This is a genomic window from Bradyrhizobium vignae (genome assembly GCF_900324035.1).
GTDB classification, from domain to species: Bacteria; Pseudomonadota; Alphaproteobacteria; order Rhizobiales; family Xanthobacteraceae; genus Bradyrhizobium; species Bradyrhizobium vignae.
Genome location: NZ_LS398110.1, coordinates 5,127,418 through 5,152,667, shown reverse-complemented (window position 1 = coordinate 5,152,667; position 25,250 = coordinate 5,127,418). Strand labels below are relative to the sequence as shown.

Annotated in this window: 22 protein-coding genes; 16 read left to right on the top strand and 6 right to left on the bottom strand. The window is 62.0% G+C overall.

Annotation, left to right across the window (positions count from 1 at the left end; all coding sequences use genetic code 11):
• The first annotated feature begins 241 nt into the window (after positions 1 to 241).
• Complete coding sequence (locus BRAD3257_RS25145; RefSeq protein ID WP_122404087.1) at positions 242 to 1,570, top strand: Hsp70 family protein; 1,329 nt, start codon at positions 242 to 244, stop codon at positions 1,568 to 1,570.
• A 98-nt stretch (positions 1,571 to 1,668) separates the two neighbouring features.
• On the opposite strand, the gene BRAD3257_RS25140 is transcribed toward BRAD3257_RS25145, so the two are convergent.
• Entirely contained in the window at positions 1,669 to 2,112 is a 444-nt protein-coding gene (locus tag BRAD3257_RS25140; RefSeq protein WP_027572003.1) for an SRPBCC family protein, read from the bottom strand.
• 288 nt (positions 2,113 to 2,400) lie between these two features.
• On the opposite strand from BRAD3257_RS25140, the gene BRAD3257_RS25135 reads away from it, so the two are divergent.
• On the top strand, positions 2,401 to 2,622 hold the full coding sequence (locus tag BRAD3257_RS25135; RefSeq protein WP_122404086.1) for a hypothetical protein: 222 nt from the start codon (positions 2,401 to 2,403) through the stop codon (positions 2,620 to 2,622).
• Between the two features lie 6 nt (positions 2,623 to 2,628).
• Positions 2,629 to 3,051 (top strand): hypothetical protein, encoded by a 423-nt coding sequence (locus tag BRAD3257_RS25130; protein ID WP_162500357.1) that lies wholly within the window; start codon positions 2,629 to 2,631, stop codon positions 3,049 to 3,051.
• A gap of 225 nt (positions 3,052 to 3,276) precedes the next feature.
• Here the strand turns inward: BRAD3257_RS25130 and BRAD3257_RS25125 are convergent, their stop codons facing one another.
• Positions 3,277 to 5,175 carry an outer membrane protein assembly factor BamB family protein gene (locus BRAD3257_RS25125; RefSeq protein WP_122404085.1) on the bottom strand — a complete coding sequence of 633 codons (1,899 nt, stop codon included), beginning with the start codon at positions 5,173 to 5,175 and terminating at the stop codon, positions 3,277 to 3,279.
• Between the two features lie 639 nt (positions 5,176 to 5,814).
• Between BRAD3257_RS25125 and BRAD3257_RS25115 the strand changes: the two genes are divergently transcribed.
• From BRAD3257_RS25115 to BRAD3257_RS25080, 8 genes are all read left to right on the top strand, one after another.
• On the top strand, positions 5,815 to 6,972 hold the full coding sequence (locus BRAD3257_RS25115; RefSeq protein ID WP_122404084.1) for an FAD-dependent oxidoreductase: 1,158 nt from the start codon (positions 5,815 to 5,817) through the stop codon (positions 6,970 to 6,972).
• Between the two features lie 445 nt (positions 6,973 to 7,417).
• A complete protein-coding gene (locus BRAD3257_RS25110; RefSeq protein ID WP_122404083.1) occupies positions 7,418 to 7,792 on the top strand; it encodes a DUF2946 domain-containing protein in 375 nt (124 codons plus the stop codon).
• Between the two features lie 56 nt (positions 7,793 to 7,848).
• Complete coding sequence (locus tag BRAD3257_RS25105; RefSeq protein ID WP_122404082.1) at positions 7,849 to 8,853, top strand: hypothetical protein; 1,005 nt, start codon at positions 7,849 to 7,851, stop codon at positions 8,851 to 8,853.
• Positions 8,854 to 8,855: 2 nt separating this feature from the next.
• Positions 8,856 to 9,206, top strand: a complete 351-nt coding sequence (locus BRAD3257_RS25100) for a copper resistance CopC family protein (RefSeq protein WP_122404081.1) — start codon at positions 8,856 to 8,858, stop codon at positions 9,204 to 9,206.
• A 39-nt stretch (positions 9,207 to 9,245) separates the two neighbouring features.
• Complete coding sequence (copD, locus tag BRAD3257_RS25095; protein WP_244607684.1) at positions 9,246 to 10,178, top strand: copper homeostasis membrane protein CopD; 933 nt, start codon at positions 9,246 to 9,248, stop codon at positions 10,176 to 10,178.
• A 581-nt stretch (positions 10,179 to 10,759) separates the two neighbouring features.
• On the top strand, positions 10,760 to 11,218 hold the full coding sequence (locus BRAD3257_RS25090; protein ID WP_129143028.1) for a YybH family protein: 459 nt from the start codon (positions 10,760 to 10,762) through the stop codon (positions 11,216 to 11,218).
• A 566-nt stretch (positions 11,219 to 11,784) separates the two neighbouring features.
• Positions 11,785 to 13,107, top strand: a complete 1,323-nt coding sequence (locus BRAD3257_RS25085; RefSeq protein WP_122404078.1) for an adenylate/guanylate cyclase domain-containing protein — start codon at positions 11,785 to 11,787, stop codon at positions 13,105 to 13,107.
• A gap of 85 nt (positions 13,108 to 13,192) precedes the next feature.
• Positions 13,193 to 13,648 carry a cupin domain-containing protein gene (locus BRAD3257_RS25080; protein WP_122404077.1) on the top strand — a complete coding sequence of 152 codons (456 nt, stop codon included), beginning with the start codon at positions 13,193 to 13,195 and terminating at the stop codon, positions 13,646 to 13,648.
• A gap of 247 nt (positions 13,649 to 13,895) precedes the next feature.
• On the opposite strand, the gene BRAD3257_RS25075 is transcribed toward BRAD3257_RS25080, so the two are convergent.
• On the bottom strand, positions 13,896 to 14,795 hold the full coding sequence (locus BRAD3257_RS25075) for a LysR family transcriptional regulator (protein WP_122404076.1): 900 nt from the start codon (positions 14,793 to 14,795) through the stop codon (positions 13,896 to 13,898).
• Positions 14,796 to 15,006: 211 nt separating this feature from the next.
• On the opposite strand from BRAD3257_RS25075, the gene BRAD3257_RS25070 reads away from it, so the two are divergent.
• From BRAD3257_RS25070 to BRAD3257_RS25055, 4 genes are all read left to right on the top strand, one after another.
• The gene (locus BRAD3257_RS25070) at positions 15,007 to 16,215 is read left to right on the top strand and encodes an arabinose transporter (protein ID WP_122404075.1); all 1,209 of its coding nucleotides are present in this window, start codon (positions 15,007 to 15,009) and stop codon (positions 16,213 to 16,215) included.
• On the top strand, positions 16,212 to 16,994 hold the full coding sequence (locus tag BRAD3257_RS25065) for a carboxymuconolactone decarboxylase family protein (RefSeq protein WP_122404074.1): 783 nt from the start codon (positions 16,212 to 16,214) through the stop codon (positions 16,992 to 16,994). Before BRAD3257_RS25070 ends, BRAD3257_RS25065 begins: the two co-directional genes overlap by 4 nt.
• A gap of 116 nt (positions 16,995 to 17,110) precedes the next feature.
• Positions 17,111 to 17,506 (top strand): (R)-mandelonitrile lyase, encoded by a 396-nt coding sequence (locus BRAD3257_RS25060; protein WP_197711551.1) that lies wholly within the window; start codon positions 17,111 to 17,113, stop codon positions 17,504 to 17,506.
• Between the two features lie 63 nt (positions 17,507 to 17,569).
• Positions 17,570 to 18,337 (top strand): glucose 1-dehydrogenase, encoded by a 768-nt coding sequence (locus BRAD3257_RS25055; RefSeq protein ID WP_122406747.1) that lies wholly within the window; start codon positions 17,570 to 17,572, stop codon positions 18,335 to 18,337.
• Positions 18,338 to 18,932: 595 nt separating this feature from the next.
• Here BRAD3257_RS25055 and frc read toward each other — a convergent pair.
• The 3 genes from frc to BRAD3257_RS25035 form a co-directional block, all read right to left on the bottom strand.
• Positions 18,933 to 20,210 carry a formyl-CoA transferase gene (frc, locus tag BRAD3257_RS25045; RefSeq protein ID WP_122404073.1) on the bottom strand — a complete coding sequence of 426 codons (1,278 nt, stop codon included), beginning with the start codon at positions 20,208 to 20,210 and terminating at the stop codon, positions 18,933 to 18,935.
• A gap of 63 nt (positions 20,211 to 20,273) precedes the next feature.
• Complete coding sequence (gene oxc / locus BRAD3257_RS25040) at positions 20,274 to 22,007, bottom strand: oxalyl-CoA decarboxylase (RefSeq protein WP_122404072.1); 1,734 nt, start codon at positions 22,005 to 22,007, stop codon at positions 20,274 to 20,276.
• A gap of 64 nt (positions 22,008 to 22,071) precedes the next feature.
• Positions 22,072 to 22,767 (bottom strand): GntR family transcriptional regulator, encoded by a 696-nt coding sequence (locus BRAD3257_RS25035; protein WP_162500618.1) that lies wholly within the window; start codon positions 22,765 to 22,767, stop codon positions 22,072 to 22,074.
• A gap of 351 nt (positions 22,768 to 23,118) precedes the next feature.
• On the opposite strand from BRAD3257_RS25035, the gene BRAD3257_RS25030 reads away from it, so the two are divergent.
• Positions 23,119 to 25,248, top strand: coding sequence for an acetate--CoA ligase family protein (locus tag BRAD3257_RS25030; protein WP_122404070.1), 2,130 nt, complete (start codon positions 23,119 to 23,121; stop codon positions 25,246 to 25,248).
• Positions 25,249 to 25,250: the final 2 nt, after the last annotated feature.

The following is a 25,250-nucleotide window of genomic DNA, read 5'->3' as shown; positions in this document are numbered from 1 at the left end:
CTCCACCGCATCGCAACATAATGCTCCATTAAAGCGGCCATTCCGGGCTTAAGATTGCAAGCTGGACAGCCGAAACAGGGATTTCGGCCTCTGGGAGCAGGAAAACCTTGTTTCCCGTGGCTCGGAACGGCGCCCGACGAGGATGAATTCCGACCGCGCCGCAGCAAAACGGCCCTTGGCAGCGCAGGTCAAAGCGGCTAGTGGTCCGCCCCCTTTTCCAATCAAACGTTCAGAGTGCTTCATGTCGAGCGCCTCGCCCGCCGTCTCGATCGGCATCGATTTTGGGACCAGCAACACGGTCGTCGCGCTTGCGTCGGACGACCGCCGGGTTGAGGCCATTCGGTTCGACCACGGCGGACAGCGTCACAGCGTCTATGTGTCGGCCCTGTGCTTCTGGGAGGACCGGCCGGGCGCCGGTGCCCAGGCCGAAGGCGGCCCGTGGGCGATCGAGCAGTTTCTCGAAGGGCGCCACGTCTACCGCTTCCTGCAGTCGTTCAAGACGTTTGCGGCGAGTTCCAGCTTCAACACCACGCAGGTATTCCGGCAACGCTACAAGTTCGAGGACATATTGGCGGCGTTCCTGCGCACGCTGGCGCGCCATGGCGGCGAGAAGTTCGGCTTCGAGACGGCGAACATCACGGTCGGCCGTCCGGTGCGCTTTGCCGGCGGCAATCCCGACGAGGCGCTGGCGATGCAGCGCTACCGGGCCGCGTTCGAGCGCTTGGGGGCCGGCCACGCGCGCTACGTCTACGAGCCCGTGGGCGCGGCGTTCTCCTTCGCCCGCAGGCTGGAGCGCGATGCCACCGTGCTGGTTGCCGATTTCGGCGGCGGCACCAGCGATTTCTCGGTGATGCGGTTTTCCCGCGCGGGCGGCACGCTTCGCGCCGAACCGCTCGGCCATGCCGGTATCGGCATTGCCGGCGACACGTTCGATTATCGCATTGTCGACCACGTCGTCTCGCCGCGGCTCGGCAAGGGCTCGAGCTTCCGCTCGTTCGACAAGGTGCTCCCGGTCCCGAGCGGCCACTACACCAACCTCGCGCGCTGGCATCAGCTCGCGATGATGAAGAGCAACGGCGATCTGCGCGAGCTCCGCGAGCTTGCGCGCACCGCGCTGAAGCCGGATCTGCTCGAGGATTTCATCACCATCGTCGATCTCGACCTCGGCTTTGCGCTGTACCGCGCGGTGTCCGATGCCAAGGTCGCCCTGTCGGCGCAGGACGAGGTGGACTTCCGCTTCAAGGGCGGCGGCGTCGACATCGGCGCCACCATCACGCGCAAGAATTTCGAGACCTGGATTGCCGACGATATCGCCCGGTTGCGCGCCACGGTCGACAAGGTGCTGGCTGAAGCCGGCATCACCGCGCGCGAGGTGGAGAAGGTGTTCCTGACCGGTGGCACGTCCTTCGTACCTGCCGTCCGAAAACTATTCGCCGAGCGGTTCGGCAACGAGCGGCTGATGTCCGGCGACCAATTCGAATCGATCGCCTATGGGCTCGCACTGATCGGGCACAGTCCCGATCCGGAGCGATGGACGGCGGACGGCGGGCTGAAAAAGGCGGGTGCGTAGCGCACTATTGGACGAAGCACGATCCGCCGGGTCTGTTACACCTCTCCCTTCGGGACCCTTCGGGAGAGGTGTACTCGACCGCTAGGCCGTTGCGGCTGCTACTGATTGATCTCCGGCTCGACGAGCCGCGCCAGATTGCGCAGCGATTCCTGCCAGCCGAGATAGCAGGCCTCGACGGGAATGACGTCGGGCAGGCCGGACTGCGTGATCTCGACCTCGGTGCCGACCGAGACCTTCTTCAGGATCACGGTCACCTCGATCACGCCCGGCAGATTGGGATCGTCGAACTTGTCGGTATAGCGCAGGCGTTCGCCGGGCACGAGCTCGACATATTCGCCGCCGAACGAATGGCCGTTGCCCGTGGTGAAATTCCGGAACGACATCTTGAACGTGCCCCCGACCTTGGGCTCGAGATGATGCACGGTGCAGGTGAAGCCGTTCGGCGGCAGCCATTTCGCCATCGCATCGGCCTCCAGGAAGGCGCGATAGACTTTCTCCGGACTGGTTGCGAGCACGCGGTGCAGACGGACGGTATTGGGCATGGTTGTTATCCTCGGTGATTGATGGGCCCGAGTTTGGCGTCTACGGCCCATTCATGTCACGAGGACGACCGGGAAGCCGCCGATCCGACAGGGGGCTCGGATTTTTGTTCGAGCCTTGTTCGGCACCGCGATCTGGTACCCCTGCGCGGCAGAGCCGACGGGGCGTGGCGCTTGGCCGCCTTTCAGTCGGCTCTTCGGATCGAAGTGGTCTTGTCTTGAAAGTTCGTCAGGTTAGTCGGATACTGGATAGGATCCCTTGGGCCCATTATCAATCCGAGGAGGACGATCATGGCGATTCAGATCGTGATGGACCGCACCGGCGACCGCCATCACCCTTTCGACCCCAGCGACCTGCAGGAAGTGGCGAAGGCGGAGCAGCGGTTCTATGAGCTGACGAATGCCGGCTTCACCGCCGCGGTCCGGACGGGTCCCGGTCAGATCTCGCAGATCCGATCGTTCGACCCCACTGCGGATGAAACCCTCTTTTTCCCCAGATTGATCGGCGGCTAGCCGCTCATGTTCGGCTTTCGGCCGGCGGCGTCGCACGTCCGCTCCCGCATGAGAGCGGCGCGAATGCTCTTCATCAGGCACGGCGCCGAACGCACGCCAGAGGGACGGTCGCTGCTGCTCTTGCGGCGTTGGCTATCGCCTGCGCAGCAGGAGCAGTTAGCGACGAAGGGCTACTTCGAGGTTGTCGGAAGCGAGAGTGGGAAGCGGTACCGGATTTACGCCGGAACGTCGGTGAACGTCTGCGAGATTGACGAAAGAGGCCGCGTGCAGGACGGGTTGTGCTTCATGCCGATCGGCGCGCTTCCGATCGGAGATGTCATGCTCGCCCAGAAGATTGCGCTGGAAACATGCGAGGCTAACGCGCGCGCCGTGGCCAGGAGGTTCACGCCGAGCACTTTCCAGTTCAGACAAGCCCGACCGCTCGCTTGACGCCACCTCATCGCACCGCTGCACCAACTTCAACTCGGCACTCGAGAGCTGGCCCGTTCGTGGACGCACTGGCCCGTTCGTGGACGCACTCGGCGCGGGCGACGCACCGAACGAAGCATCCGGGTGCAATCGATTTCCGATGAAGCCGGCCTCAAGCCTTCAGGTCGGTGATCCTCATGATTGCGACCACGTTCCCGTCGTTGAATGCTTCAGGTGATATCGCACCTACCTCCCTTCTACCGAGAACGCGAGCAGCACGTTACCCGGCAACGTGCCGTAGTTGGTGTAGCCCGAATTGACGTAGAGCATGCCCCCAGCAATAACTGCGCCCGGACCGTCGAGCGAGCCGCCTTGGCCGGCTGCGCCATTGACAGTCGTGTAGTCCTGGACGGTGTCGACGTCCCAGATGATCTCGCCAGTCCGGGCGCTGTAGGCGCGAAGGTGGCCATCGAGCCCACCCGAGAAGACCACGCCGGGAATTGCTGTGACCGCGGCCGACTGGGCTGGACTGCAGCCGGGCTTGTCATTACAGCCCGGATGCGGTGTGCGCCAGACGACCTCGCCAGTGGCAAGCTTGAGAGCAAACAGTCCGCCGCCCTTGCGAGGATCCATCTTCAACTCGCCGCCCATGATGGTTTTCTGAGCACCCGGCGTGCCCGGCGCCGCGCGTTCGAGTCCGACATCCGATACTGACACGTAGACATTCTCGTCATCGACGGCCATTCCCCATTGCACACCGCCAAGCGCGGAGCCCTGCCCGATCCGGCGCTGCCACAGTATCGCGCCACCATGATCGGGATCGAGCGCATGCACGACGCCCGACTTCTGCCCCGCGATCAGCGCGCGCTTGCCGTCCGCGAGATCAACCAGGATAGCCGACGATCCGAAGTCGAAATCGGGGCCCTTATTGTCTGGACAGTTCGCGCGATATTGCGAGGTGCATGCGACATTGTAGGCATCGCTCTCGGTCATCTGTCGCGACCATTTGAGCTTTCCGTTCACGAGGTCGAACGCCACAAAAGCGTCAGACGTGTCCTGTGCGGGATTTGAATAGCTGTCCCCAGTGGTCGCATAGACCGTGTTCGTCTGGAGGTCGACCGTTGGCGCGGACCAGATCGCGCCGCCCGAGGGCCCGAAAAGTTGCACGCCCATCGAACTGATGCCCTGCGGTCCCGGCGGTGGCGAAACGTAGCTGCGCCATTTCACCTCTCCCGTCGCTGCGCTGAGCGCCACGATCAGCCCGCGGAAGCTGCAGCAGCCGTACCGTGGATCCGCCGCCAACGCCTCTTCGAGTGAGGAAACCGGTACATAGAGGATGCCGTCCGCAAGTGTCGGAGCACCCGTGATCATAGCCGCTTGATGGTCCTCGACCCGACGGGTCCACTTTAGCTTCCCAGTCTCGGCGTCGAGCGCATAGACGTTCCCTCGCTGGTCGCCGAAATAGGCCGTGAAACCGCGCCCGTCCTCGCCGATGGTGACGGCGCTGCGGACGCCAAAGCCTGCATCGAACACCCAGCGCTGACATCCGGTCCTGGCGTCGAGCGCATAGACCTTGCCGCCGGCGCTACCGACGAACAGCCGGCCGCCCCAGACCGTCGGCTGCGCGAAGGCTCTGACGTCACCGGGAAAAGCGAAAGCCCATTTCAGCTTGAGACGGGGGACATCGTGCGCCGCAAGCAGCGCGCTCTCGGCGGGCTGGAAGCGATGCTGGCGAATGTCGACCCCCCAACCGTTCCAGCGCGGCAGCGCGGGATCAGCGAGTTTGGGTCCTTCATCGCGGCAGCTGGAATCGGGCAGTTCGATCGCCGGTGGCGGCGCGTTGCCCTTCAAATAGCGAGTGATGGCGCCGATCTGATCCTTGCTCAGATCTCGCCCCTGCGCGCTCATTAGCCCGTAGGCGATCTGAAAGCCGATCCGCTGCTCGTTCAGCTGCCGTAGCGCATTTCTGTCGGGCGCCCGTGCCGCGCCGCCCTCATGACACGAGGCGCAGCGTTGCTCATAAAGGGCCTCGCCTGATGGACCCGCTGCCTCCTCGGCACCCGGCGATGAAATTCCGATCGTGGCGAGAAGCAGTCCGGTCGAAAGCTGCAACCAGACGAAGCGAACCGGGATCTTGGATGTCATCGTCTCTCCCCACTTACTGCGCAGACCAAGACGTAGCAGACATTCACACGCCCGCCACACAACTTCAATTTATGGGCGAATAGTCAAGCTAAGGCTACTCTCTTAACGACGACGGGCCTCCTTGCTCGTTCGATCCGACCAGTCGACCAAAGCCCGATGACGATATCCTGCCAGCGGAGGCTTCGCTTGGCTTGACGCAGTGTTCGAGCAGCGCCGCAGTCCGCTCGGGCAACGAAGATAATTGACGGCTCAACCTCGATTAAGAATTCCTCTCGCGCGAGGCTCGGCACACCTATCCAAGTAGCACACGGTGGCCGGTCACCAAAGGTTTCCATCAGTACGTCGCCAATCGCCTTGCCCTGGTCGATATGGCTTTGCCGACCGATTCTCGGTATTTCTTTGAATTTCCTGGCTAGCCGTCGCGCTCCTCGGCCTCTTGTTCCGCTCGACCTACTGATATAACTTCACCCTCGTCGCGAAAAACGACTACCTGCTCTTAGGCCGTCGAATACAAGTCAACCGCGCGCCACGCGTGGTTCGGCCAGCGTCTCCGATAGCAACCGCCTGACGAACATCAGGCAATCGCAGCCATCAACGCGCCTACGGACGCTGCATGTCTGCGACGATAGGAGCGCAACAATGCGAAATCCAATTACAATTATTGGTGCCGGCCTTGGTGGCCTCACACTCGCCCGTGTTTTACATCTCCACGGCTTCGCAGCAACAGTCTACGAAGCTGAAGCCTCGGCGAGCGCAAGAACGCAGGGAGGTCTGCTCGATATTCATGAATACAACGGTCAGATCGCCCTCAAAGCCACAGGACTATTTGACACGTTCCTCTCTCTGGTCCGCCCTCGCGAAGATGCAAAACGTATCGTCGATAAAGACGGCAATGTCCTATTCGACAACCCCGGCAGCCACACAGGCAATCGCCCCGAAATTGACCGGGGCGATCTTCGGCAAATGCTTATTGATTCGATCCCGCCGGAAACGATTAAGTGGGGTCATAGAGTTGCGTCTATTGCAGCCCTCGGGAACGGACGGCATGAAGTCACCTTTGCCAATGGCTTGACGGTCACTTCCAACGTGCTCGTGGGTGCCGATGGCGCGTGGTCGAAGGTCCGCCCCCTTCTTTCAAAATCAACGCCAACCTACACGGGCACCTCGTTTATCGAAACATTCCTTTTCGATGGCGACACGCGCCACAAGGCAAGCGTGGATGCGATCGGCAGCGGCACGCTCATGGCCGTTGCTCCGGGCAAAGGCATCCTGGCGCACCGCTATGCAGACGGAACGCTCCACACCTATGCGGCCTTAAACAAGCCAGAAGATTGGATTAAGTCCATCGATTTTAGCAACACAAAAGCTGCCTTGGCCCATATTGCCGAGCAATTCCAAGGATGGGCTCCGCAACTGACCGCACTCATTACAGACGGCGAAACCGATCCCGTGCTTCGCCCCATCTATGCGCTCCCAGTTGGACATCGATGGGAGCGCGTGCCGAGCTTAACATTACTTGGGGATGCGGCGCATCTGATGTCCCCTTTCGCAGGCGAAGGCGCGAACCTCGCTATGTATGATGGCGCAGAACTCGCCCAAGCGCTCGTTGCCACTCCCGATGACATCGAAGCCGCGCTCGCCAGCTATGAAAACGGCCTCTTTCCCCGAAGTGCTGAAGTCGCCGACGAGACCGCCCAGAATCTCAAGCGGTTTTTCGACGATACCGCGCCTCAGAGCGTAGTCGCTCTGTTCAGCAAGCATCTCATCAGAACGGAGAGACCCTTCGCGGGTATCTAATGCGGCGCGCACCGAGAAATCGTTGCCATATGCGTCTAGCGTACCGTCACAGCACTAAAAAACCCCGGTAGAGCGATGGTTTTGCTGGCACTAGCTGGTTAGTCTGCTTCTGGCCCGAAGCGACAAATTCGGTCGGGCGTCTTGATGTCGGCAATGAGGGGTAAGCCGGACGCGGGCCTGATCGCGCAGAACCAACGCGATTGACCCCAAGCAGAAGTGTCAGGTCGGCCGCTTTTCTGGCTAACGCCAGCAGCGGTCGTGTAAATTGGGGCGTCCACAGCGAGATCAAGTGAATTGAGCGCGCAGCTCTGAAAGCGAGGTCCCATCGTTGCCGGCGCACAACACACTCGACTAAATCGTCAGCCTCTCTCCCTTCGGCGCCTCGGCATTGCCGCTTGGCTCGACGGCGGCCCTTCACTGCGATAGGTTGCCGCAGGATGGAGCGATGCGCCGACAGCTGAAGAATTTTCTACCGATAGTCCTGGTTGCCCTGTTGGTGCAGATCTTTGTACCGATCGGTGCGTGCTGGGCGGCGAGCCTTGCGGCCTCCCATCCACTTGTCGGCGCGGTCATCTGCCACGGCGGTTCGGCACAAGGGACTGGGCAGGACGATCAGACCGGCCACCGCGCCCACGATGGCGGCTGCGCCGCCTGCGGCGTGTTGCAGACCGGGGCGCCGATCGACACCCCGCAGACATCAGCCGCGATCGTGGTCGATCGCGTGACGAGCCAGGTCGCCTGGCAGGATTTCGGGCCGGGCCTGTCCGGTTCGAGAACCGCTTCTGGGGCCCAGGCACGCGCTCCGCCGTCCCTGTCGTAAAGTCGCGCGGCCACCGGCCGTGAACCCTCTACACATCAACGCCTGCGGAGATTTTCATGTTTATCCGTCATGCGCGCGCAGCCGTGCCAGGGCTCGCCATCGCGCTCGTTCCCCTTTTCGGAAGCACCGCCCACGAAATCGTCGGCAACCGCTTCTTTCCAGCGACAATCGGTATCGACGATCCCGGTGTGAACGATGAATTGTCTTTCCCAACGGTCGCGAACTTCAAGACCGGTGACGATCCGTCGTTTCGGCAGCGCGATTTCTCGGGCGAATTTTCCAAGCGGATCACCGAGGCCTTTGCGATCTCGATCGGCGCAACCCACAGCTCGCTCGCAGCGCCCGGCGGTCCGACCGGGATCGGCGCGCAGGGATTTCAAAATCTCGAAACCCTGTTCAAGTACCGGCTGTTCAAGGACCCGGCGCATGAATTCGTGGTGTCGGTCGGGCTGGGCATTGAATGGGGCGGCACGGGCGCAGCAGCCGTCGGTGCGGACCCGTTCAACACCTATACGCCGACGATCTTTTTCGGCAAAGGCCTCGGCGATCTGCCCGACACCCTGTCATGGCTGCGGCCGGTCGCGATCACCGGTCAGGTCGGCTATGCCATCCCGGGCAGAAACTCCACCACGACCTTCAGCATCGACCCCGACACCGGCAATCTCAGCGCCGACACCGAATTTCATCCGCGGGTGCTGAACTGGGGCGGCACGATCCAGTACAGCATGCCCTATCTGAAATCGTCGGTGATCGACCTCGGCCTGCCGGATTTCGTCAATCATCTGATCCCGCTGGTCGAGGCGACGCTGCAGACGCCGGTAGCGAACACATTGACGTCGGGTACCAAGACCACAGGGACCATCAACCCCGGATTCCTCTGGGTCGGAAATACCTTTCAAATCGGAGTCGAGGCGCTGATCCCGATCAACCGGCAAAGCGGGACCAATGTCGGCGTTATCGGCCAATTGCACTTCTATCTCGATGACATCGATCCCCGCGGCATCGGCAGGCCCATCTTTGGCGGGCCGGTGCAACCCGCCAGCCCGTTTGCCAGGAATTGATCATGCGACGCTCATCCTTGATCATCGCGCTATTGCTGTCGTTTGCGACCGGCAAGGCAGACGCCCACGCCTTTCTCGATCATGCCGAGCCGCGCGTCGGCAACAAAGTGGCTAGTCCGCCGCGCGAGGTGACGCTCTACTTCACCCAGAAGCTGGAGCCGGCGTTCAGTTCGGTGACGGTCACCGGTCCTTCCGGCCAGCGCGTCGATGCGGGAAGGGCGCGCGTGAACGGCAGCCAGATATCGGTCTCTCTGAAAGGCGGCGGTGTCGGGACCTACCACGTCAATTGGCATGTGCTTTCCGTCGACACCCACACGACCGATGGGAGCTTTACCTTCCAGGTCGGTCCCTAGAGCACTGTTGCGATGGATTGGTCCGCAGCAGGAGTGCCGATGATTGCGACGCGCGCCGTGCACTTCGCGGCTACAGCGATGACAGTCGGAAGCGTTATTTTCGACCGCTTCATCGCTCTGCCGGTCTTGCGGGGCCACGCCGCGGCGGCCATCTCGTTCCGGAGCCGGACGCGGCGTGGAATTTGGGTCTGTCTCGTCCTCGCGGTGGTCTCGGGCGCGATTTGGCTGTTGCTGCAGGCGGCCTCGATGAGCGGCATGCCGCTCAAAGAGGCTCTGACCGCAGACGTGCTGTCGACGGTCATTAACGAAACCCAGTTCGGCGAGGTGACGGCCATTCGCGCAGGTCTTGCGTTCTGCCTGGCAGCCTGCCTCGCCTGTGAGCGTGCGGTCACCACACAATGGCTGGGACTCGCCGCGGCGACCGGGTTCGCCGGCAGCCTTGCCTGGACCGGCCATGCCGGCTCGACCGTAGGCGTGACCGGCTATCTGCATCTGGCAGCAGATGCGCTGCATGCAGTGGCCGCGGCAGCCTGGATCGGCGGCCTGGTGTCGCTGATCACTTTCTTGGCGATCACCGAGATACGCGAAAACATGTTGCTCGCCCGCGATGCCATCGAACGGTTTTCGACGCTGGGCATTGTCAGCGTGGCCATCATCCTGCTCAGTGGCGTTGTCAACGCTGGCATTCTGGTCGGCTCGCTGCATGGGCTCGTTGCCACCGAATATGGGCGCGTGCTGACGCTCAAATTGGCGATCTTCGCAGTGATGCTCGCGTTCGCTGCGACCAACCGTTTTCGCTTGACGCCGCAGCTTGCTTCCAGCGGAAACGAACAATCCTCCATCGCGCTTCGTCAACTGATCCATAACAGTGCGATCGAGATAGCACTCGGACTGGGCATCCTCGTCATTGTTGCGGTGCTCGGAACCTTGCATCCGGCCGTTCACATGATCGACCTTACAACCTCTTGGTGACCAGCCCATCGACACCACCCTTCTCGCCGCAAAGATTTCGAAGTCCGTTCTTTTTTTCGTCGGAAGCGCGTCATCGGCAAGAATTCCGCTCCTGGCCCGTGGCTGACCTCCCCATTTGGGCCCGCACGGTCCGCTTAAGGGCTAAGTGGAAAGCCGTCGTGGAGCCACCGAGGGCAACCTTTGACCCACACCGGTCATTAGCCCGATCCCTCTGAGGATCTCCCGCGCAAAGGCGGGACGGTCTACCGGTTGGCTGTTGTGGAGGCCGTTAGAGAGCACCGTTCGGTGCCATGGTAAGGTGAGCCCGGGACATACATTGGGTCATGAGCAGCGGTCGGGCTCATGAAATGTGAACGCGTACATTTCCGAGCGATTGGGCCGATCGCGTGCTATAGTTCTTCCTGGCTGCCACTCTGAGGAGCGGTGCCGATCCCTCAGAGTGTCCCGCCGCCGATCTCTACGACAAAGCGCTTGCGCTTCAAGGCGCGCTCGCGAAGGAGGTTTACGTCGCGATCAGATATGAAAAGGAGGCAGACATGAGGCCAATCATAACCACGACGATCCTGGCGCTGACTGTCGCGATGGCACCCGTCAGCAGGGCGCAGCAGGCCGACAATCAGACGAAGCAGGCGATAGAAGCCATGGTCATGAAATGGACGCAGGCGGTCAATCAGGGAGACGACAAGACCGCGTCATCGTTCTTCACGTCCGATGCTTTTGGCATCGACGTCTACGGCAGAACTTCCGGCGCCCAGATGGGCGAGTTGACCAAGAAAGTGCACGAGATGGGCATCGACTTGACCAACAAAGTCGACGACGTCCGTTCCCTAGCCTCAGGGCAGGCACTCCTGGCCAGCGGCACATTTACCGTAAGCTACAGCAACAATCCGAATTTGAAGCCGGGCGACACCATCACCGGCAATTGGATGCGGGTCCTAGTCAAAGAAGGTTCGGACTGGAAGATCGCGGCCCAAAGCCTCACCCGGCAAGCTCCGCCGGCGCCATCGGCAACGGTCGGTTCGAGCTCCACAAACAAGTAACCGGCAAATCTGCCGCAGAATAGATCGCCGACGGAGTGTTGTCGACGCTCGATCTTGCGCCGATATCATGGAAGCCACTCGACGCAATCGGAAGGCTTCCATGTCGCGAGGTTCATCGTTCCGCGGACTCCTCGGCCGATCTTGGAGCGCAGTAACTCGCGTCACGGCAGAGGTCGTCGAGCTTCGCCCGCAGCGCGCAGCAAGAGCTCCTGCTACTCGACCTCCGCCCACCCCGCCTGGCCACGGTAACAACGGAGATGATGGTCTTCCCGGCTTTCCGGGTCGAGATGGTCAACCGGGCTTTCACCTGCGGATGTCTGCTTCTGGCCCGAAGCGACAAATTCGGTCGGGCGTCTTGATGTCGGCAATGAGGGGTAAGCCGGACGCGGGCCTGATCGCGCAGAACCAACGCGATTGACCCAAGGGCGACTTCGTGCTGCCCCTCGAAAGAGGCTTGAAGCGCAGTCGCGGCGCGTTACGCTTGGTTTAGGCGATGCCAAATCCATGAGCCGGACCGGTCATTTCGTGATAAGAAAGGCAGTGAAGATCTTTGCGTGGGCTCGACAATGAGTGATTTCGATTTGCCCCTGACGCGCTATGCGATGAGTGGCGATGTAAGCATCGCATACCAAACCATGGGCGATGGACCGATCGATCTCATCATCGTTCCCGGCATGGTCTCGCATGTCGAGTTCATGCATGAATCGCCGGGGTATACAGCGTCCCTGCGTCGCCTGTCAGGTTTCGCCCGTGTCGTAACATTCGACAAGCGAGGGCAGGGATTGTCCGACAGGGTACCAGGCGCACCTTCGCTCGAACAGCGAATGGATGATGTTCGGGCCATCATGGATGACATCGGCTCGAAACGGGCGGCGCTCTTGGGTATTTCCGAGGGTTCAGCCATGAGTATCATGTTCGCCGCGACGTACCCTGATCGCGTCTCTCACCTAGTTTTGTATTCCGGGTTCGCAAGCTCTCCTGCCCAAAGGATGGACAATTACGAAGAGATAGTGTCCGAGCGCGCCAAGGCTTGGGGGACCGGCATGCTGATCAAGCTCATCAATCCAAGCCGTGCACGCGACCCAAACGCGGTGAGCCAGTTTGCCAAGTTTGAAAGGCTATCTGCGAGTCCAGGGGCATATAGGTCGCTGGCGTTAATGAACGCATCGATTGATGTCAGGCCCATACTGTCAGCGGTACGAGTTCCTACGTTGGTGCTTCACCGACGAACGGACACTTTGATTCCAGTCGAAACAGGTCAGGATCTCGCAAAGCAAATTCCTGGTGCCAAATACATTGAATACCCTGACGGCGATCACATGATGACGTTTGGTGACGTCGAAACTTTGTTGGGAGATGTCGAGGAGTTCATCACCGGACACCGCGAAATTCCATCAACCGATATTGAGCGTGTTTTAGCCACGGTTCTTTTCACGGATATCGTGGAGTCCACACGTCGCGCCGCCGATATGGGTGACCAAAGATGGACCCACTTACTGGATATGCACGATCAGCTGGCAAAAGACTTGGTCGAAAAGCACCGCGGCACGCTGATCAAAACGACCGGCGATGGCATTCTCGCGACATTTGATGGACCTGGTCGTGCTGTTAGGTGTGCGCTTGCGCTTAGGACCGCTTCTAGAGAAATCGGCTTGCCGCTGCGTGAGGGTCTGCACACCGGTGAAATCGAAATAAGGGAGCGCGATATTGGCGGTATTGCTGTGCATGTGGCAGCTCGTATCATGGCGCAATCCGGAGCTGACGAGATCCTTGTCTCGAGGGTCGTGACCGATCTTGTGGCTGGCGCGGGCTTGAAATTCTTTGATCGCGGATCGCATCAGCTTAAAGGCATTCCGGGACGATGGGATCTTTTTGCGGCGAGCGTGTAGATCCGGCTATGCCCGCTATTCGTGGGTGGTGGCGTAGGAGTTTCTAATGGTGCCATGATCTACCTTCACAACGGGAGGAACTCAGATGAGGGAACTCTTGGTAATAGCAGGTTTAGTCGCATTCTCACTGCCGGCGACGGCACAAGACACGCCGATGCGGGTCACGCCAGAGGCAATTACGTGGGCTGAGAACCCGGCCTTCCCAAAGGGCGTCCAGACAGCAACTCTCGTGGGCGACCCGACGAAAGCAGGGGATGTGGTCGTCTTACGGATCAAGTTTCCCCCAAACTTTCAAATGCCGCCGCACACTCACCCCTATTCCGAAGTTGTCACTATCATTAGCGGCAACGTGGGGACTAGCCACGGTGAAAAATTTGAGAAGAAAGGCGAGCCGTTAAAGCCGGGCTCGTTGTGGGTGTATCCGGCTAAACACGCTCACTACGCTTGGACCGGAAATGAGGAGGGGATTCTCCAAGTTCAATTCGTTGGTCCTGGAGGCATCGACTACATCAACCCAGCGGACGATCCGCGCAAGAAGTAATTGCAGACGCAGCGTCTGGTGCGACTCGGCGCTTCTGATAGAGGATGCGCAAACAGCGGGCTCACGTCGGTGAGTGGCCCGTGGCTGATCCTAACTCGCAGCGCTGCGAAGTCTGCTTCCTGATGGTCACGCGAACGGGCCCACTCAAGCTCGTCACGGCCGTTTTTGACCCATAGCCGACTCGGTCGCTGGCGCGCGACCGCTTCCGCTCACTGGCGCAACGACAGCTTAAGCAGCTAAGCAACAGCTACTTCTCTCGATACCGGAGCGCTTCAACCAACAGTGAGAAGGCTGGGGATGGCTGCCGCCGGCTGGGATAGTAGAGGTGGTAACCCGAGAACGGCGGACACCAATCCGCCAAGACCCGAACAAGCCGACCTTCCAATATGTAACGCTGGACATGGCCTTCCGTTAGGTATGCGAGACCAAAGCCTTTGAGCGCGCCGTCTAGGAGAAGGCCGGCGCTGTTGAATATAAGCTGTCCATCGACCCGGACGTTGAGCTCCCGCCCGTTCTTCTCGAACTCCCAAACGTAGAGGCTGCCGCCGTGTGTCGGCAGGCGGAGGTTGAGACAGTTGTGCTGAGTCAGATCTTGCGGCGTCTTCGGCCTCTTGCGATCGGCGAAGTAGGAGGGCGAGCCGACGACTGCCATCCGGAGATCGGGGCTGACGCGCACTGCGACCATGTCCCTGGCGACGAGTTCCCCAGGGCGGATGCCCGCATCCACCTGCTGCGCAACGATGTTGGTGAGGCCGTAGTCGACGATCACTTCGACGTTGATGTCGGGGTATTTAGGCAGAAGCTTCCGTAGAGCCGGCAGCAGGATCTCTGCGGCTGCGTACTCAGTGGCCGTTAGTCGGACCGTTCCGGCGGGCTTCTCGCGGAGCTTGCTCAGTTCCGCGAGATCGGCATCCATGTCGGTAAACTTAGGGCCGACGCTGAGGAATAGCCGTTCCCCAGCTTGTGTCGGTGTGACGCTGCGCGTCGTCCGGTTCAGCAATCGAACCCCGAGCCGCTCCTCCAGAGACCGGATGATCTGGCTTAGGGCGGACTGCGTCATGCCTAGCTTAGCCGCGGCCCGCGTGAAGTTACGTTCCCGGGCGACGGCTAGGAACGCGATGAGATCGCTGGCATCGTCCCGGTTCATTCATAAGCCTGTCTAATTACCTCATTCAAAATCTATCACCTAATCAGGCTTGAGGAATAGGACTACGTTTAGTCGGCAGTCGGCGAAGAGCCGCCCAAGGCAAGGATCCCATGGCGGAAGGAAGCAAGGACGAGATCGTCATGATGACGGAAGCAACCAGCGTGGCGGGTGAAGCGATCGCGTCTACCCCGACCGGCCAGGAGCTCTAGCTATGTCGGTCACTGTCATGCAGGCGCCTGCTTCGGCGCCCAGTGTCACAGCGACTTTGGCGCCCATCATGGGCGTGGTGTTCGTCGGCTTCCTCATCATCGGCGTGGCAATGCCGGTGCTTCCTCTTCATGTGCACGACGGGCTAGGCTTCGGCCCCTTCGTGGTGGGTCTGGTCGCCGGTAGCCAGTTCGCCGCATCGTTGATCTCCCGACCGTGGGCGGGGCATTTCTCCGATGCTCGTGGCGCCAAGCGCGGGATCATCGCAGGCCTGCTGGCGGCGGCCGCCGCAGGACTGCTCTATCTGCTGTCGTTCGGCTTCAGCGGATCCCCGTTGATTTCGGTCGTGATCCTTCTCGCGGGGCGCGCGCTGCTCGGCGGAGCGGAAAGCTTCATTATCACCGCGGCGGTGAGCTGGGGGCTCGCGCTCTCCCATTCGAGCAACACCGGTAAGGTGATCGCGTGGGTGGGATCGGCCATGTTCGCGGCCTTCGCGATCGGCGCGCCGGCTGGCTCCGCTGTGTATGCGGCTTACGGATTCGCCGCGATTTCGCTCGCGACCACGTTGGCTCCGCTCGTCGCGCTGCCTCTCGTCGCTCTCCTGCCCGCGGTCGCACCTGGGAAGCACGCGCGGGCGTCTTTCGTCGAAGTGATTGGAGCCGTCTGGGTGCCGGGCCTGGGCTCGGCGCTCGGCTCCGTTGGCTTCGGCGCCGTGACAACCTTCGTCGCCCTGCTGTTCGCGGCAAGGGGATGGGCCAACGGGTGGGCAGCCTACACCGCCTACGCGGTGGCCTTCATCCTGGCGAGGGTGTTCTTCAGCCATCTGGCCGATAGGATCGGCGGAGCGAAAGTCGCGCTGGTCTGCGCCGCCATCGAAGCGGTCGGCCAGGCGCTGATCTGGCTTGCCATCCGTCCGGAGATGGCGCTCGTCGGCGCGGCGCTCACCGGTTTCGGCTTCTCGTTGGTCTATCCCGGATTCGGCGTCGAAGCAGTCCGCCGCGTGCCGGCAGAGAGCCGGGGTCTCGCCATGGGCGCCTACACCGCGTTCCTCGATCTCGCCCAGGGTCTGACCAGTCCCGCGCTCGGCCTGATCGCTGCAGGGTCCAGGCTGAACGCTCTGTTTCTGGTCAGTTCGGTCACCGTGCTGTGCGCTTCGCTCGTCGCCTGGTGGCTGATCGCGAACCCATCGACCCTGGAAGGATCCCCGCAATGAGAACGCTTGCAGCCACTTTGATCTCACTCTGCCTGTTCGCCGGCGCGGCCGCCGCGCAGCAGGCACCCAAGGAAGGAGCAACCGCCATGCCCAAGTCCGAAGACGTCCGCGCAGTTGCACCGGCCCTCGAAAGCTATGCGCAGAAATTCGTCGTCGACGACCTCTGGAAGCGCCCGGGCCTGTCCCGCCGCGACCGCGGCATCGTGACGGTGGCCGCGCTGATCGCCCGCGACCAGACCGTTGAATTGCCGCACTACCTGGCGCTCGCGCTCGATAACGGCGTGAAGCCGTCCGAGATATCGGAGATCATCACGCACCTGGCGTTCTACACCGGCTGGGCGAACGCGATGGATGCGATCCCCGCGGTGCGGGAGGTCTTCGAGAGCCGCAACATCGGGGCCGACCAGCTCCCGCCGGCGACGGGGCCACAGCTTCCGCTCGACGAGGCGGCGGAGAAACAGCGGGCGACGCGGGTCGGAGAGCAATTCGGGCAGATCACGCCGAGCCTCGTCCAGTACACGACGGACGCGTTGTTCCGCGATCTCTGGCTGAGACCGGCGCTCGCTCCCCGGGACCGCAGCCTCATCACAGTGAGCGCCCTGATCGCTACCGGTCAGGTCGCGCAGATCACCTACCATCTGAACCGCGCGATGGACAACGGGCTGACGCGGGACGAGGCCGGTGAGGTGCTCGGGCACTTGGCGTTTTACGCCGGCTGGCCCAACGCGTTTTCCGCTGCGCCCGTGATCAAAGACGTCATCGAAAAGCGCGCGAACTGAGTAGGCACCCAATGATCTCGCGCCGAACATTGTTAGTCGCGGGCGCCGCCGCATCGGTGAAAGCCACAGGGGCGTCAGCGCTCGCGACTGAGCCGCACAAGGGGAATGGAATGGACATCGACATCAAAAGAAACGGCTCCCGTCCTTCCCAGAAAGGATCGGGCGATTGGTTTACCGGGAACGTGCGCGTAGATCCGCTGTTTCAGGCGCCGGACCCCGGCCGCGTGAGCGCCGGACAGGTCACCTTCGAACCTGGCGCCCGCACGGCCTGGCACACTCATCCTCTCGGACAGACGCTGATCGTGACTGCTGGGTTGGGCTGGGTGCAACGCGAGGGCGGGTCGGTCGAAGAAGTCCGTCCAGGGGACGTGGTGTGGTTTCCGCCTGGACTGAAGCATTGGCACGGCGCATCGCGGACGACGGCGATGACTCACATTGCGATACAGGAGTCCGTCGGAGGCAGGAACGTCGACTGGATGGAGAAGGTCAGCGACGAGCAGTATCGCAAGTGATCGGACCGATCGCGCCTGTAACGCCGCCCACCGCATAGCTTTGACTTTGGGAGAGGAGCAATGATGAACCCCCGGTACGATTTCAACGGCCAGGTCGCGCTGATTACAGGCGCTGCCAAGGGCATGGGGCTGACGACCGCGCGTATGTTCGCCGAGAGCGGGGCTTCAGTCGTGCTTTGCGATTTGGACGGCGACTTGGCCGCGCAAGCGGCGGACCAGATCGTTCGCGGCGGAGGCTCGGCGCTCGGATTGAGGTGCGATGTATCAGACGAAGCACAGGTCGCGGCGGCCGTTGACCGGACAGTTGGCGAATACGGACGGCTCGATATGGCGTTCAACAACGCCGGGATACAGGTGCCGCCGTCCGACGCCGCTGACGAGCCAATCGAACAGTTCGATCGGGTGGTCGCCGTCAACCAGCGCGGTGTCTGGAGCTGTATGAAGCACGAGCTTCGGGTCATGCGCGAACAGGGCTCTGGTGCTATCGTGAATTGCTCCTCGCTCGGAGGCCTCGTCGGCTTGCCTCAGCGGGCCGCCTATCACGGGACCAAACATGCCGTGCTCGGCATGACCAAGAGCGCCGGCGTGGAGTATGCGCCACGCGGAATCCGGATCAATGCCGTATGTCCGGGGACAATCGATACTCCGATGGTTGCGGACATGCTGCAAGGTCAGTCGGACGCAATGGCAGAGATCATGAAGCAGCAGTCGATCGGACGGCTCGGTCACCCGGAGGAGGTCGCCGCGGCGGTGCTCTGGCTGTGCAGCCCGGCCGCCAGTTTCGTCATCGGCATCGGCCTGCCGGTAGACGGCGGGTTCACTGCTCACTGATCGCCCGGGAGCGAGTTATGGCTTGGTTCCCGTCCGCAGAATCTTCGGTTGCCTGGCCTTGGCGTTGAGCTTGCAATTCGTAAGGAGCCCGGTGTGCTGGTACTGTACGCAGTATCCGAGAAAGACAACCCCACGAACGTCAAGGTCTTTGAGATATATCGGAACAGTTGCCGCAGTGATTTGGGACGCCCCCGGTCAGGAGAAGCAGCTTGGCATCGCGGGCCCAGCGCTGCTGGCAAGTTCGAATAGGAACATTCATTGCTGCGTCGCATGAGTCCGGTTGTGGCCCGCCGCCGATTTGGCGCGAATGACTGCGCCTTCCGGTGTGTGGGGTGAACCGGACCAATTGCTCGTCAAGGTTCCCTTGCGAGCCTGGCATCCGTATCTCTGGATGTTGGCATCATACCCCTGTTTTGCCCGACGGGTCAAAGGGAGTTTCGTAAAATCAGAAAACCCTTTTTGGCCCAAGTGGTTGGCTACTGTGCATGGGGTTGTTTTTCGATTTTTTGAGTTGCTGCCCGCGATGGCAGGCGTTCTCATGCAAAAAGGGCCGCCTCGATAGGCGGCCCTTTGTCTCGCGTCGAAGAAGCGTCGCTTACTCAGCGGCCTGCTTCTGCGGCGGGTCGAGCGCGCCGGACTTGTGGATGTCGGCGACCTGATGATCGCTGAAGCCGAGCACCGAGCGCAGGATCTCGTCCGTGTGCTCGCCGAGCAGCGGCGAGCGGGTGACTTCGGCCGGGCTATCCGACAGCTTGATCGGGTTGCCGACCGAAATGTACTTGCCGCGGGTGGGGTGGTCGACCTCGACGACGGTGCCGGTCGCGCGCAGCGACTGGTCTTCGGCGATCTCCTTCATCGACAGGATCGGGCCACAGGGGATGTCGTCCTTGTTGAGGATCTCCATCGCCTCGAACTTGGTCTTGGTCTTCGTCCACTGCTCGATGCGGGCGAAGATCTCGTTGAGCCGCGGCAGGCGCGCCGCCGGCTTGGCGTAGTTCGGATCGGTCTTCCAGGTCGGCTCGCCGATGACGTCGCAGATCTTCTCCCAGACCGGGGCCTGGGTGATGAAGTAGATGTAGGCGTTGGGATCGGTCTCCCAGCCCTTGCACTTCAGGATGCGGCCGGGCTGGCCGCCGCCGGAATCGTTGCCGGCGCGCGGCACGGCATCGCCGAACGGCACGCCTTCGCCGAACTGGCTGTACTCCTTGAGCGGACCATGGGCGAGGCGCTGCTGGTCGCGCAGCTTGACGCGGCAGAGGTTGAGCACGCCGTCCTGCATCGCGGCGGTGACGCGCTGGCCCTTGCCCGAATGCGTGCGCTGATAGAGCGCGGTGACGATGCCGAGCGCCAGGTGCAGGCCGGTGCCGCTATCGCCGATCTGCGCGCCGGTGACGAGCGGCAGGCCGTCGCGGAAACCGGTCGTGGAGGCGGCGCCGCCGGTGCACTGCGCGACGTTCTCATAGACCTTGCAGTCTTCGTATGGGCCAGGACCAAAGCCCTTGATCGAGGCGACGATCATCTTCGGGTTGATCTGCTGGATCTTCTCCCAGGGGAAGCCCATGCGGTCGAGCACGCCGGGGCCGAAATTCTCCACCAGCACGTCGCACTTCTTGATCAGCTCGGTGAGGACTTCCTTGCCCTTGGGGTTCTTGGTGTCGAGCGTGATCGAGCGCTTGTTGTGGTTGAGCATGGTGAAATACAGGCTGTCCACGTTCGGGATGTCCTGCAGTTGGCCTCGGGTGATGTCGCCCACGCCCGGGCGTTCCACCTTGATCACGTCGGCGCCGAACCAGGCCAGCAGCTGCGTGCAGGTCGGTCCGGACTGGACGTGGGTAAAATCGAGAATGCGAACGCCCGTGAGCGCTTTGGTCATCGTGTTGCTCCGTACTCTGTCTGCCCCTGCTAACCACAGGGAGTAAGGGTTGAAGGGGTGGACTTACTTTTTCTTCTGCAGAACGCTCTGCGGATTGAGGTTGCCGATGCGGCCGCTCTCCGAGCCCGCGGCCGGATCGATCACGGCGTTGATGAGCGTCGGCTTGCCGGACTTCATGGCTTCGTTGACGGCGCGCTTCAGTTCATCCGGCGAGGTGGCATTCACGCCGACGCCGCCGAAGGCTTCCATCATCTTGTCGTAGCGCGCGCCCTTCACGAACACGGTGGTCGCCGGATCGGAATTGGCGCCGTTGACATCGGTGCCGCGATAGATGCCGTCATTGTTGAAGATCACGACGCAGATCGGCAGGTTGTAGCGGCAGATCGTCTCGACCTCCATGCCGGAGAAGCCGAACGCCGAGTCGCCTTCCACCGCCAGCACGGGGTTGCCGGTCTCGAGCGCGGCCGCGATCGCCTGGCCCATGCCGATGCCCATCACGCCCCAGGTGCCGACGTCGAGGCGCTTGCGCGGGCGGTACATGTCGATGACGCCGCGAGCGAGGTCGAGCGTGTTGGCGCCTTCATTGACGAGGATCGCCTCGGGATACTCCTTGATGACGTTCTTCAAGACGCCGAGCGCGCCGTGATAGTCCATCGGCGACTTGTTGTTCATGAGCTTCGGCGCCATCTTGGCGACGTTCTCTTCGCGCTTGGTCGAGACGGCCTTGGTCCAGTCGGCGGGCGGTGCAGTCCAGCTCGAGCCCATCGCCTGGTTGAAGGCGGAGACCACTGAGCCGATGTCGCCGACGACGGGCGCGACGATCTCGACGTTGGAGTCCATTTCTTTCGGCTCGATGTCGACCTGGATGAACTTCTTCGGCGCTTCGCCCCAGCTCTTGCCCTTGCCGTGCGAGAGCAGCCAGTTCAGCCGCGCGCCGATCAGCATGACGACGTCGGACTCCTTCAGCACGGTCGAGCGGGCCGCGCCGGCGCACTGCGGATGGGTGTCGGGCAGGAGGCCCTTGGCCATGCTCATCGGGAGGAACGGCATGCCGCTCTTCTCGACGAAGTTCTTGATCTCCTCATCGGCCTGCGCGTAGGCCGCGCCCTTGCCGAGAATGATGAGCGGACGCTTGGCGCTCTTGAGCACGTCGAGCGCGCGCTTCACCGAAGCGGGCGAGGGGATCTGCGCGGGCGCCGCGTCGATCACCTTGACCAGCGACTTCCGGCCGGCCTCGGCGTTCATCACTTGCCCGAACAGCTTTGCCGGCAGGTCCAGATAGACGCCGCCCGGACGGCCCGAGACCGCAGCGCGAATGGCGCGGGCGAAACCGATGCCGATGTCCTGGGCGTGCAGCACGCGATAGGCCGCCTTGCACAGGGGCTTTGCAATCGCGAGCTGGTCCATCTCTTCGTAGTCGCCCTGCTGGAGGTCGACGATCTCGCGCTCGGAGGAGCCCGAAACCAGGATCATCGGGTAGCAGTTGGTGGTGGCGTGGGCGAGCGCAGTGAGACCATTGAGGAAGCCGGGCGCCGACACCGTGAGGCAAACGCCGGGCTTCTTGGTGAGATAGCCGGCGATGCCTGCGGCGTAGCCGGCGTTCTGCTCGTGGCGGAAGGAGATCACGCGAATACCGGCGGCCTGCGCCATGCGGCCCAAATCCGTGATCGGGATGCCCGGCACATTATAAATGGTGTTGATGCCGTTCAGCTTGAGCGCGTCGATGACGAGATGGAAGCCATCCGTCAGTTCCTGCTCGGTGCCCGGTGCTTCGGACTTGGTCGCGGTATTCAGCATGGGCCTTGTCTCCCTGGTCTCAAGGTCGTTGGGGCGAATTGTTCGCCCTTCTGGTGAACGTTGCTTAAGTGAAGAGTTCCTGGCCGTGCGCTTCGACGTAAGCGGCAAGACCGAGGGTGTGATCGCGGGCGCGCTTCTCGGCGAGCTCGGTATCGCGCGCTTCCAAGGCTTCGATGATGCCGAGATGCTCGGGCAGCGAGGTCGCGGTGCGGTCCTTGCGCCCGATCGTCAGTTGCCGGTAGCCGCGCACGTGCAGCAACAGGTCGTTGGTGAGGTCGACCAGCACGGGGGATTCCGACAGCGAGATCAGCGCCTGGTGGAAGGCGATGTTGGCCTTGGAGTATTCCTCGACATGATCCTCGGGCAGGCGGTCCTTGCCGAAATCCTTGAAGAAGTCGCGCAGCGCCGAGATGTCCTTCTTGCGTGCGGTGGTGGTGATGAGGCGGGCGGCCATGCTCTCCAGCGCCGCCCAGGCGCGGATCATGTCGACGATCTCGCTCTTGGTCCTGCGCACCACCATGATGCCGCGGCGCGGCACCGTCTTCACGAAGCCGTCCTGCTCGAGCATCGCGATGGCTTCGCGGATCGGCGTGCGGCTGACGCCGAGGCGTTCGGACAGCGCGCGCTCGTCGAGCATCACCGGCTCGGGCGTCGAGTAGATGTCCATCTTGAGGATGGCTTCCTTCAAGGCGTCATACGCCTTGTTCTTGAAGCTGCTCTCCGGGGCAATACGAACGATTGCGATGTCTGCCTCGGCCATGTTCGGCAATGCCTTGGTTGGTTTCCGTAGTGACACGACGAATCTCCTCCAGTGGGAGTCGTCTTTTACAGGAATATTGACGGGAAAGTTTTTGGCATACCACATGCCAGAATGTCAAGCTGCCTATTTTTTGCGGCGTTCTTAGATGCGTGGCGGCTTGACAAGTTGGCTTCTGGCATACCAAATGCCATCGCCAGCCATTTTTGATCCAAGCCGGCGGAGTAGTCTTGGGCTTTATGCCACTCCGTTCCGTCGCATGGAACAGAGCGCGGCGAATGGCAAGCATCACAGGCAGCCGCAAACCACGCGCGCGCTTTGCAAAGAACGAACTGAGGTCAAGGGAGAAGCCACATGTCCAATTCCAAAGATGCCGTCCGCAAGGTGCTTGACCAGGTCAAGGCGGACAACCGCACCAGCCTGACCGCGCCGGAAGGCAAGCTGGTCTGCGACGCCTATGGCATTCCGGTGCCGAAGGAGGGCGTGGCGAAATCGGCGGGCGAAGCCGGCAAAATGGCGGCCGCGATGGGCTTCCCCGTCGTAATGAAGATTGTCTCGCCGGACATTCTCCACAAGACCGAAGCCGGCGGCGTTATCGTCGGCCTCAAGACGGCCGAGGAAGCCGCGAAGGCCTACGAGACCATTCTCGGAAACGCGAAGAAATATAAGGCCGATGCCAAGATCGAGGGCGTCCAGGTGCAGCAGATGCTGGCCGGCGGTACCGAGGTCATCGTCGGTTCGATCACCGACGGTTCGTTCGGCAAGCTGGTGGCTTTCGGCCTTGGCGGCGTGCTGGTCGAAGTCTTGAAAGACATCACGTTCCGCCTCGCGCCTGCCACAAAGGAAGACGCGCTCTCGATGCTCGACGGCATCCAGGCACACGAGATTCTGAAGGGTGTGCGCGGCAGCGAGCCGGTGAACCGCAACGCTCTGGCCGACGTCATCGTCAAGGTCTCGCAGCTCGTCACCGATTTCCCGGAGATCGTCGAGCTCGACCTCAACCCTGTGTTCGCGACGCCGAAGGGCGCGACCGCCGCGGACGTGCGCATCGTCGTCGATTTCGCCTACAAGCCGAAGCCGAAGCCGCGCCCGACTGAGGAGATCGTCGCGGCGATGAACCGCATCATGCAGCCGAAAGCGGTCGCCGTGGTCGGCGCCTCCGCCGAGGACGGCAAGATCGGCAACTCCGTGATGAAGAACCTCATCAACGGCGGCTACAAGGGCGAGATCTATCCGATCCATCCCAAGGCCGCCGAGATCCTCGGCTATAAGGCGTACAAGAGCGTCAAGGACGTGCCGGGCGTGATCGACGTCGCGGTGTTCGCGATTCCCGCGAAGTTTGTGGCGGCAGCTCTCACCGAATGCGGCGAGAAGAAGATTCCGGGCGCAGTCCTGATTCCCTCGGGCTTTGCCGAAGCCGGCGCACCGGAGCTGCAGGCCGAGATCGTGGAGGTCGGCAAGAAGTACGACATCCGCTTGATGGGGCCGAACATCTACGGCTTCTACTACACCCCGGCCAATCTCTGCGCGACCTTCTGCACGGCCTATGACGTCAAGGGCCACGCGGCGCTGTCGTCGCAGTCGGGCGGCATCGGCATGGCCATCATCGGCTTCTCGCGCTCGGCCAAGATGGGCGTCTCGGCGATCGTCGGCCTCGGCAACAAGTCGGACATCGACGAGGACGATCTGCTCGCCTTCTTCGAGCAGGACCCGAACACGAATCTGATCGCGCAGCACTGCGAAGACCTCAAGGACGGCCGCGCCTTCGCGGAAGCCGCCAAGCGCGTCTCCAAGAAGAAGCCGGTCGTCGTGCTCAAGGCCGGCCGCACCTCGGCCGGTGCGAAGGCTGCGTCCTCCCACACCGGCGCGCTCGCCGGTAACGACCGCATCTATGAGGACGTGTTCAAGCAGTCCGGCGTGATCCGTGCGCGCAGCTTGCGCCAGCTGCTCGAATTCGCCCGCGGCGTGCCGGTGTTGCCGACGCCGAAGGGCGAGAACGTGCTCATCATCACCGGTGCCGGCGGCTCGGGCGTGCTGCTGTCGGATTCCTGCGTCGACAACGGCTTGTCGCTGATGTCGATGCCCCCGGACCTCGATGCGGCCTTCCGCAAGTTCATCCCGCCGTTTGGTGCGGCCGGAAATCCTGTGGATATCACCGGCGGCGAGCCGCCGATCACCTACGTCAACACGGTGAAGCTCGGCCTGTCGGACGAGCGCATCCACGCCCTGATCCTCGGCTACTGGCACACCATCGTGACCCCACCGATGGTGTTCGCCCGCAACATGGTCGAGGTGAAGAAGGAGATGGAGGCCAAGGGCTTCGTGAAGCCCATGGTCGCCTCGCTCGCGGGCGACGTCGAGGTCGAGGAAGCCGCCGAATATCTCTACCAGAACGGTATCCCGGCCTACGCCTACTCGACCGAGCTGCCGGTCGAGGTCCTCGGCGCCAAGTACAAGTGGGCGCGCGGGGCAGGGCTGCTCTGAGC

Coding starts and splice junctions, on each gene's coding strand:
- BRAD3257_RS25145 (WP_122404087.1), top strand. CDS start 242: ATGTCGAGCGCCTCGCCCGCCGTCTCGATCGGCATCGATTTTGGGACC.
- BRAD3257_RS25140 (WP_027572003.1), bottom strand. CDS start 2,112: ATGCCCAATACCGTCCGTCTGCACCGCGTGCTCGCAACCAGTCCGGAG.
- BRAD3257_RS25135 (WP_122404086.1), top strand. CDS start 2,401: ATGGCGATTCAGATCGTGATGGACCGCACCGGCGACCGCCATCACCCT.
- BRAD3257_RS25130 (WP_162500357.1), top strand. CDS start 2,629: ATGTTCGGCTTTCGGCCGGCGGCGTCGCACGTCCGCTCCCGCATGAGA.
- BRAD3257_RS25125 (WP_122404085.1), bottom strand. CDS start 5,175: ATGACATCCAAGATCCCGGTTCGCTTCGTCTGGTTGCAGCTTTCGACC.
- BRAD3257_RS25115 (WP_122404084.1), top strand. CDS start 5,815: ATGCGAAATCCAATTACAATTATTGGTGCCGGCCTTGGTGGCCTCACA.
- BRAD3257_RS25110 (WP_122404083.1), top strand. CDS start 7,418: ATGCGCCGACAGCTGAAGAATTTTCTACCGATAGTCCTGGTTGCCCTG.
- BRAD3257_RS25105 (WP_122404082.1), top strand. CDS start 7,849: ATGTTTATCCGTCATGCGCGCGCAGCCGTGCCAGGGCTCGCCATCGCG.
- BRAD3257_RS25100 (WP_122404081.1), top strand. CDS start 8,856: ATGCGACGCTCATCCTTGATCATCGCGCTATTGCTGTCGTTTGCGACC.
- copD (WP_244607684.1), top strand. CDS start 9,246: ATGATTGCGACGCGCGCCGTGCACTTCGCGGCTACAGCGATGACAGTC.
- BRAD3257_RS25090 (WP_129143028.1), top strand. CDS start 10,760: ATGGCACCCGTCAGCAGGGCGCAGCAGGCCGACAATCAGACGAAGCAG.
- BRAD3257_RS25085 (WP_122404078.1), top strand. CDS start 11,785: ATGAGTGATTTCGATTTGCCCCTGACGCGCTATGCGATGAGTGGCGAT.
- BRAD3257_RS25080 (WP_122404077.1), top strand. CDS start 13,193: ATGAGGGAACTCTTGGTAATAGCAGGTTTAGTCGCATTCTCACTGCCG.
- BRAD3257_RS25075 (WP_122404076.1), bottom strand. CDS start 14,795: ATGAACCGGGACGATGCCAGCGATCTCATCGCGTTCCTAGCCGTCGCC.
- BRAD3257_RS25070 (WP_122404075.1), top strand. CDS start 15,007: ATGTCGGTCACTGTCATGCAGGCGCCTGCTTCGGCGCCCAGTGTCACA.
- BRAD3257_RS25065 (WP_122404074.1), top strand. CDS start 16,212: ATGAGAACGCTTGCAGCCACTTTGATCTCACTCTGCCTGTTCGCCGGC.
- BRAD3257_RS25055 (WP_122406747.1), top strand. CDS start 17,570: ATGAACCCCCGGTACGATTTCAACGGCCAGGTCGCGCTGATTACAGGC.
- frc (WP_122404073.1), bottom strand. CDS start 20,210: ATGACCAAAGCGCTCACGGGCGTTCGCATTCTCGATTTTACCCACGTC.
- oxc (WP_122404072.1), bottom strand. CDS start 22,007: ATGCTGAATACCGCGACCAAGTCCGAAGCACCGGGCACCGAGCAGGAA.
- BRAD3257_RS25035 (WP_162500618.1), bottom strand. CDS start 22,767: ATGGCCGAGGCAGACATCGCAATCGTTCGTATTGCCCCGGAGAGCAGC.
- BRAD3257_RS25030 (WP_122404070.1), top strand. CDS start 23,119: ATGTCCAATTCCAAAGATGCCGTCCGCAAGGTGCTTGACCAGGTCAAG.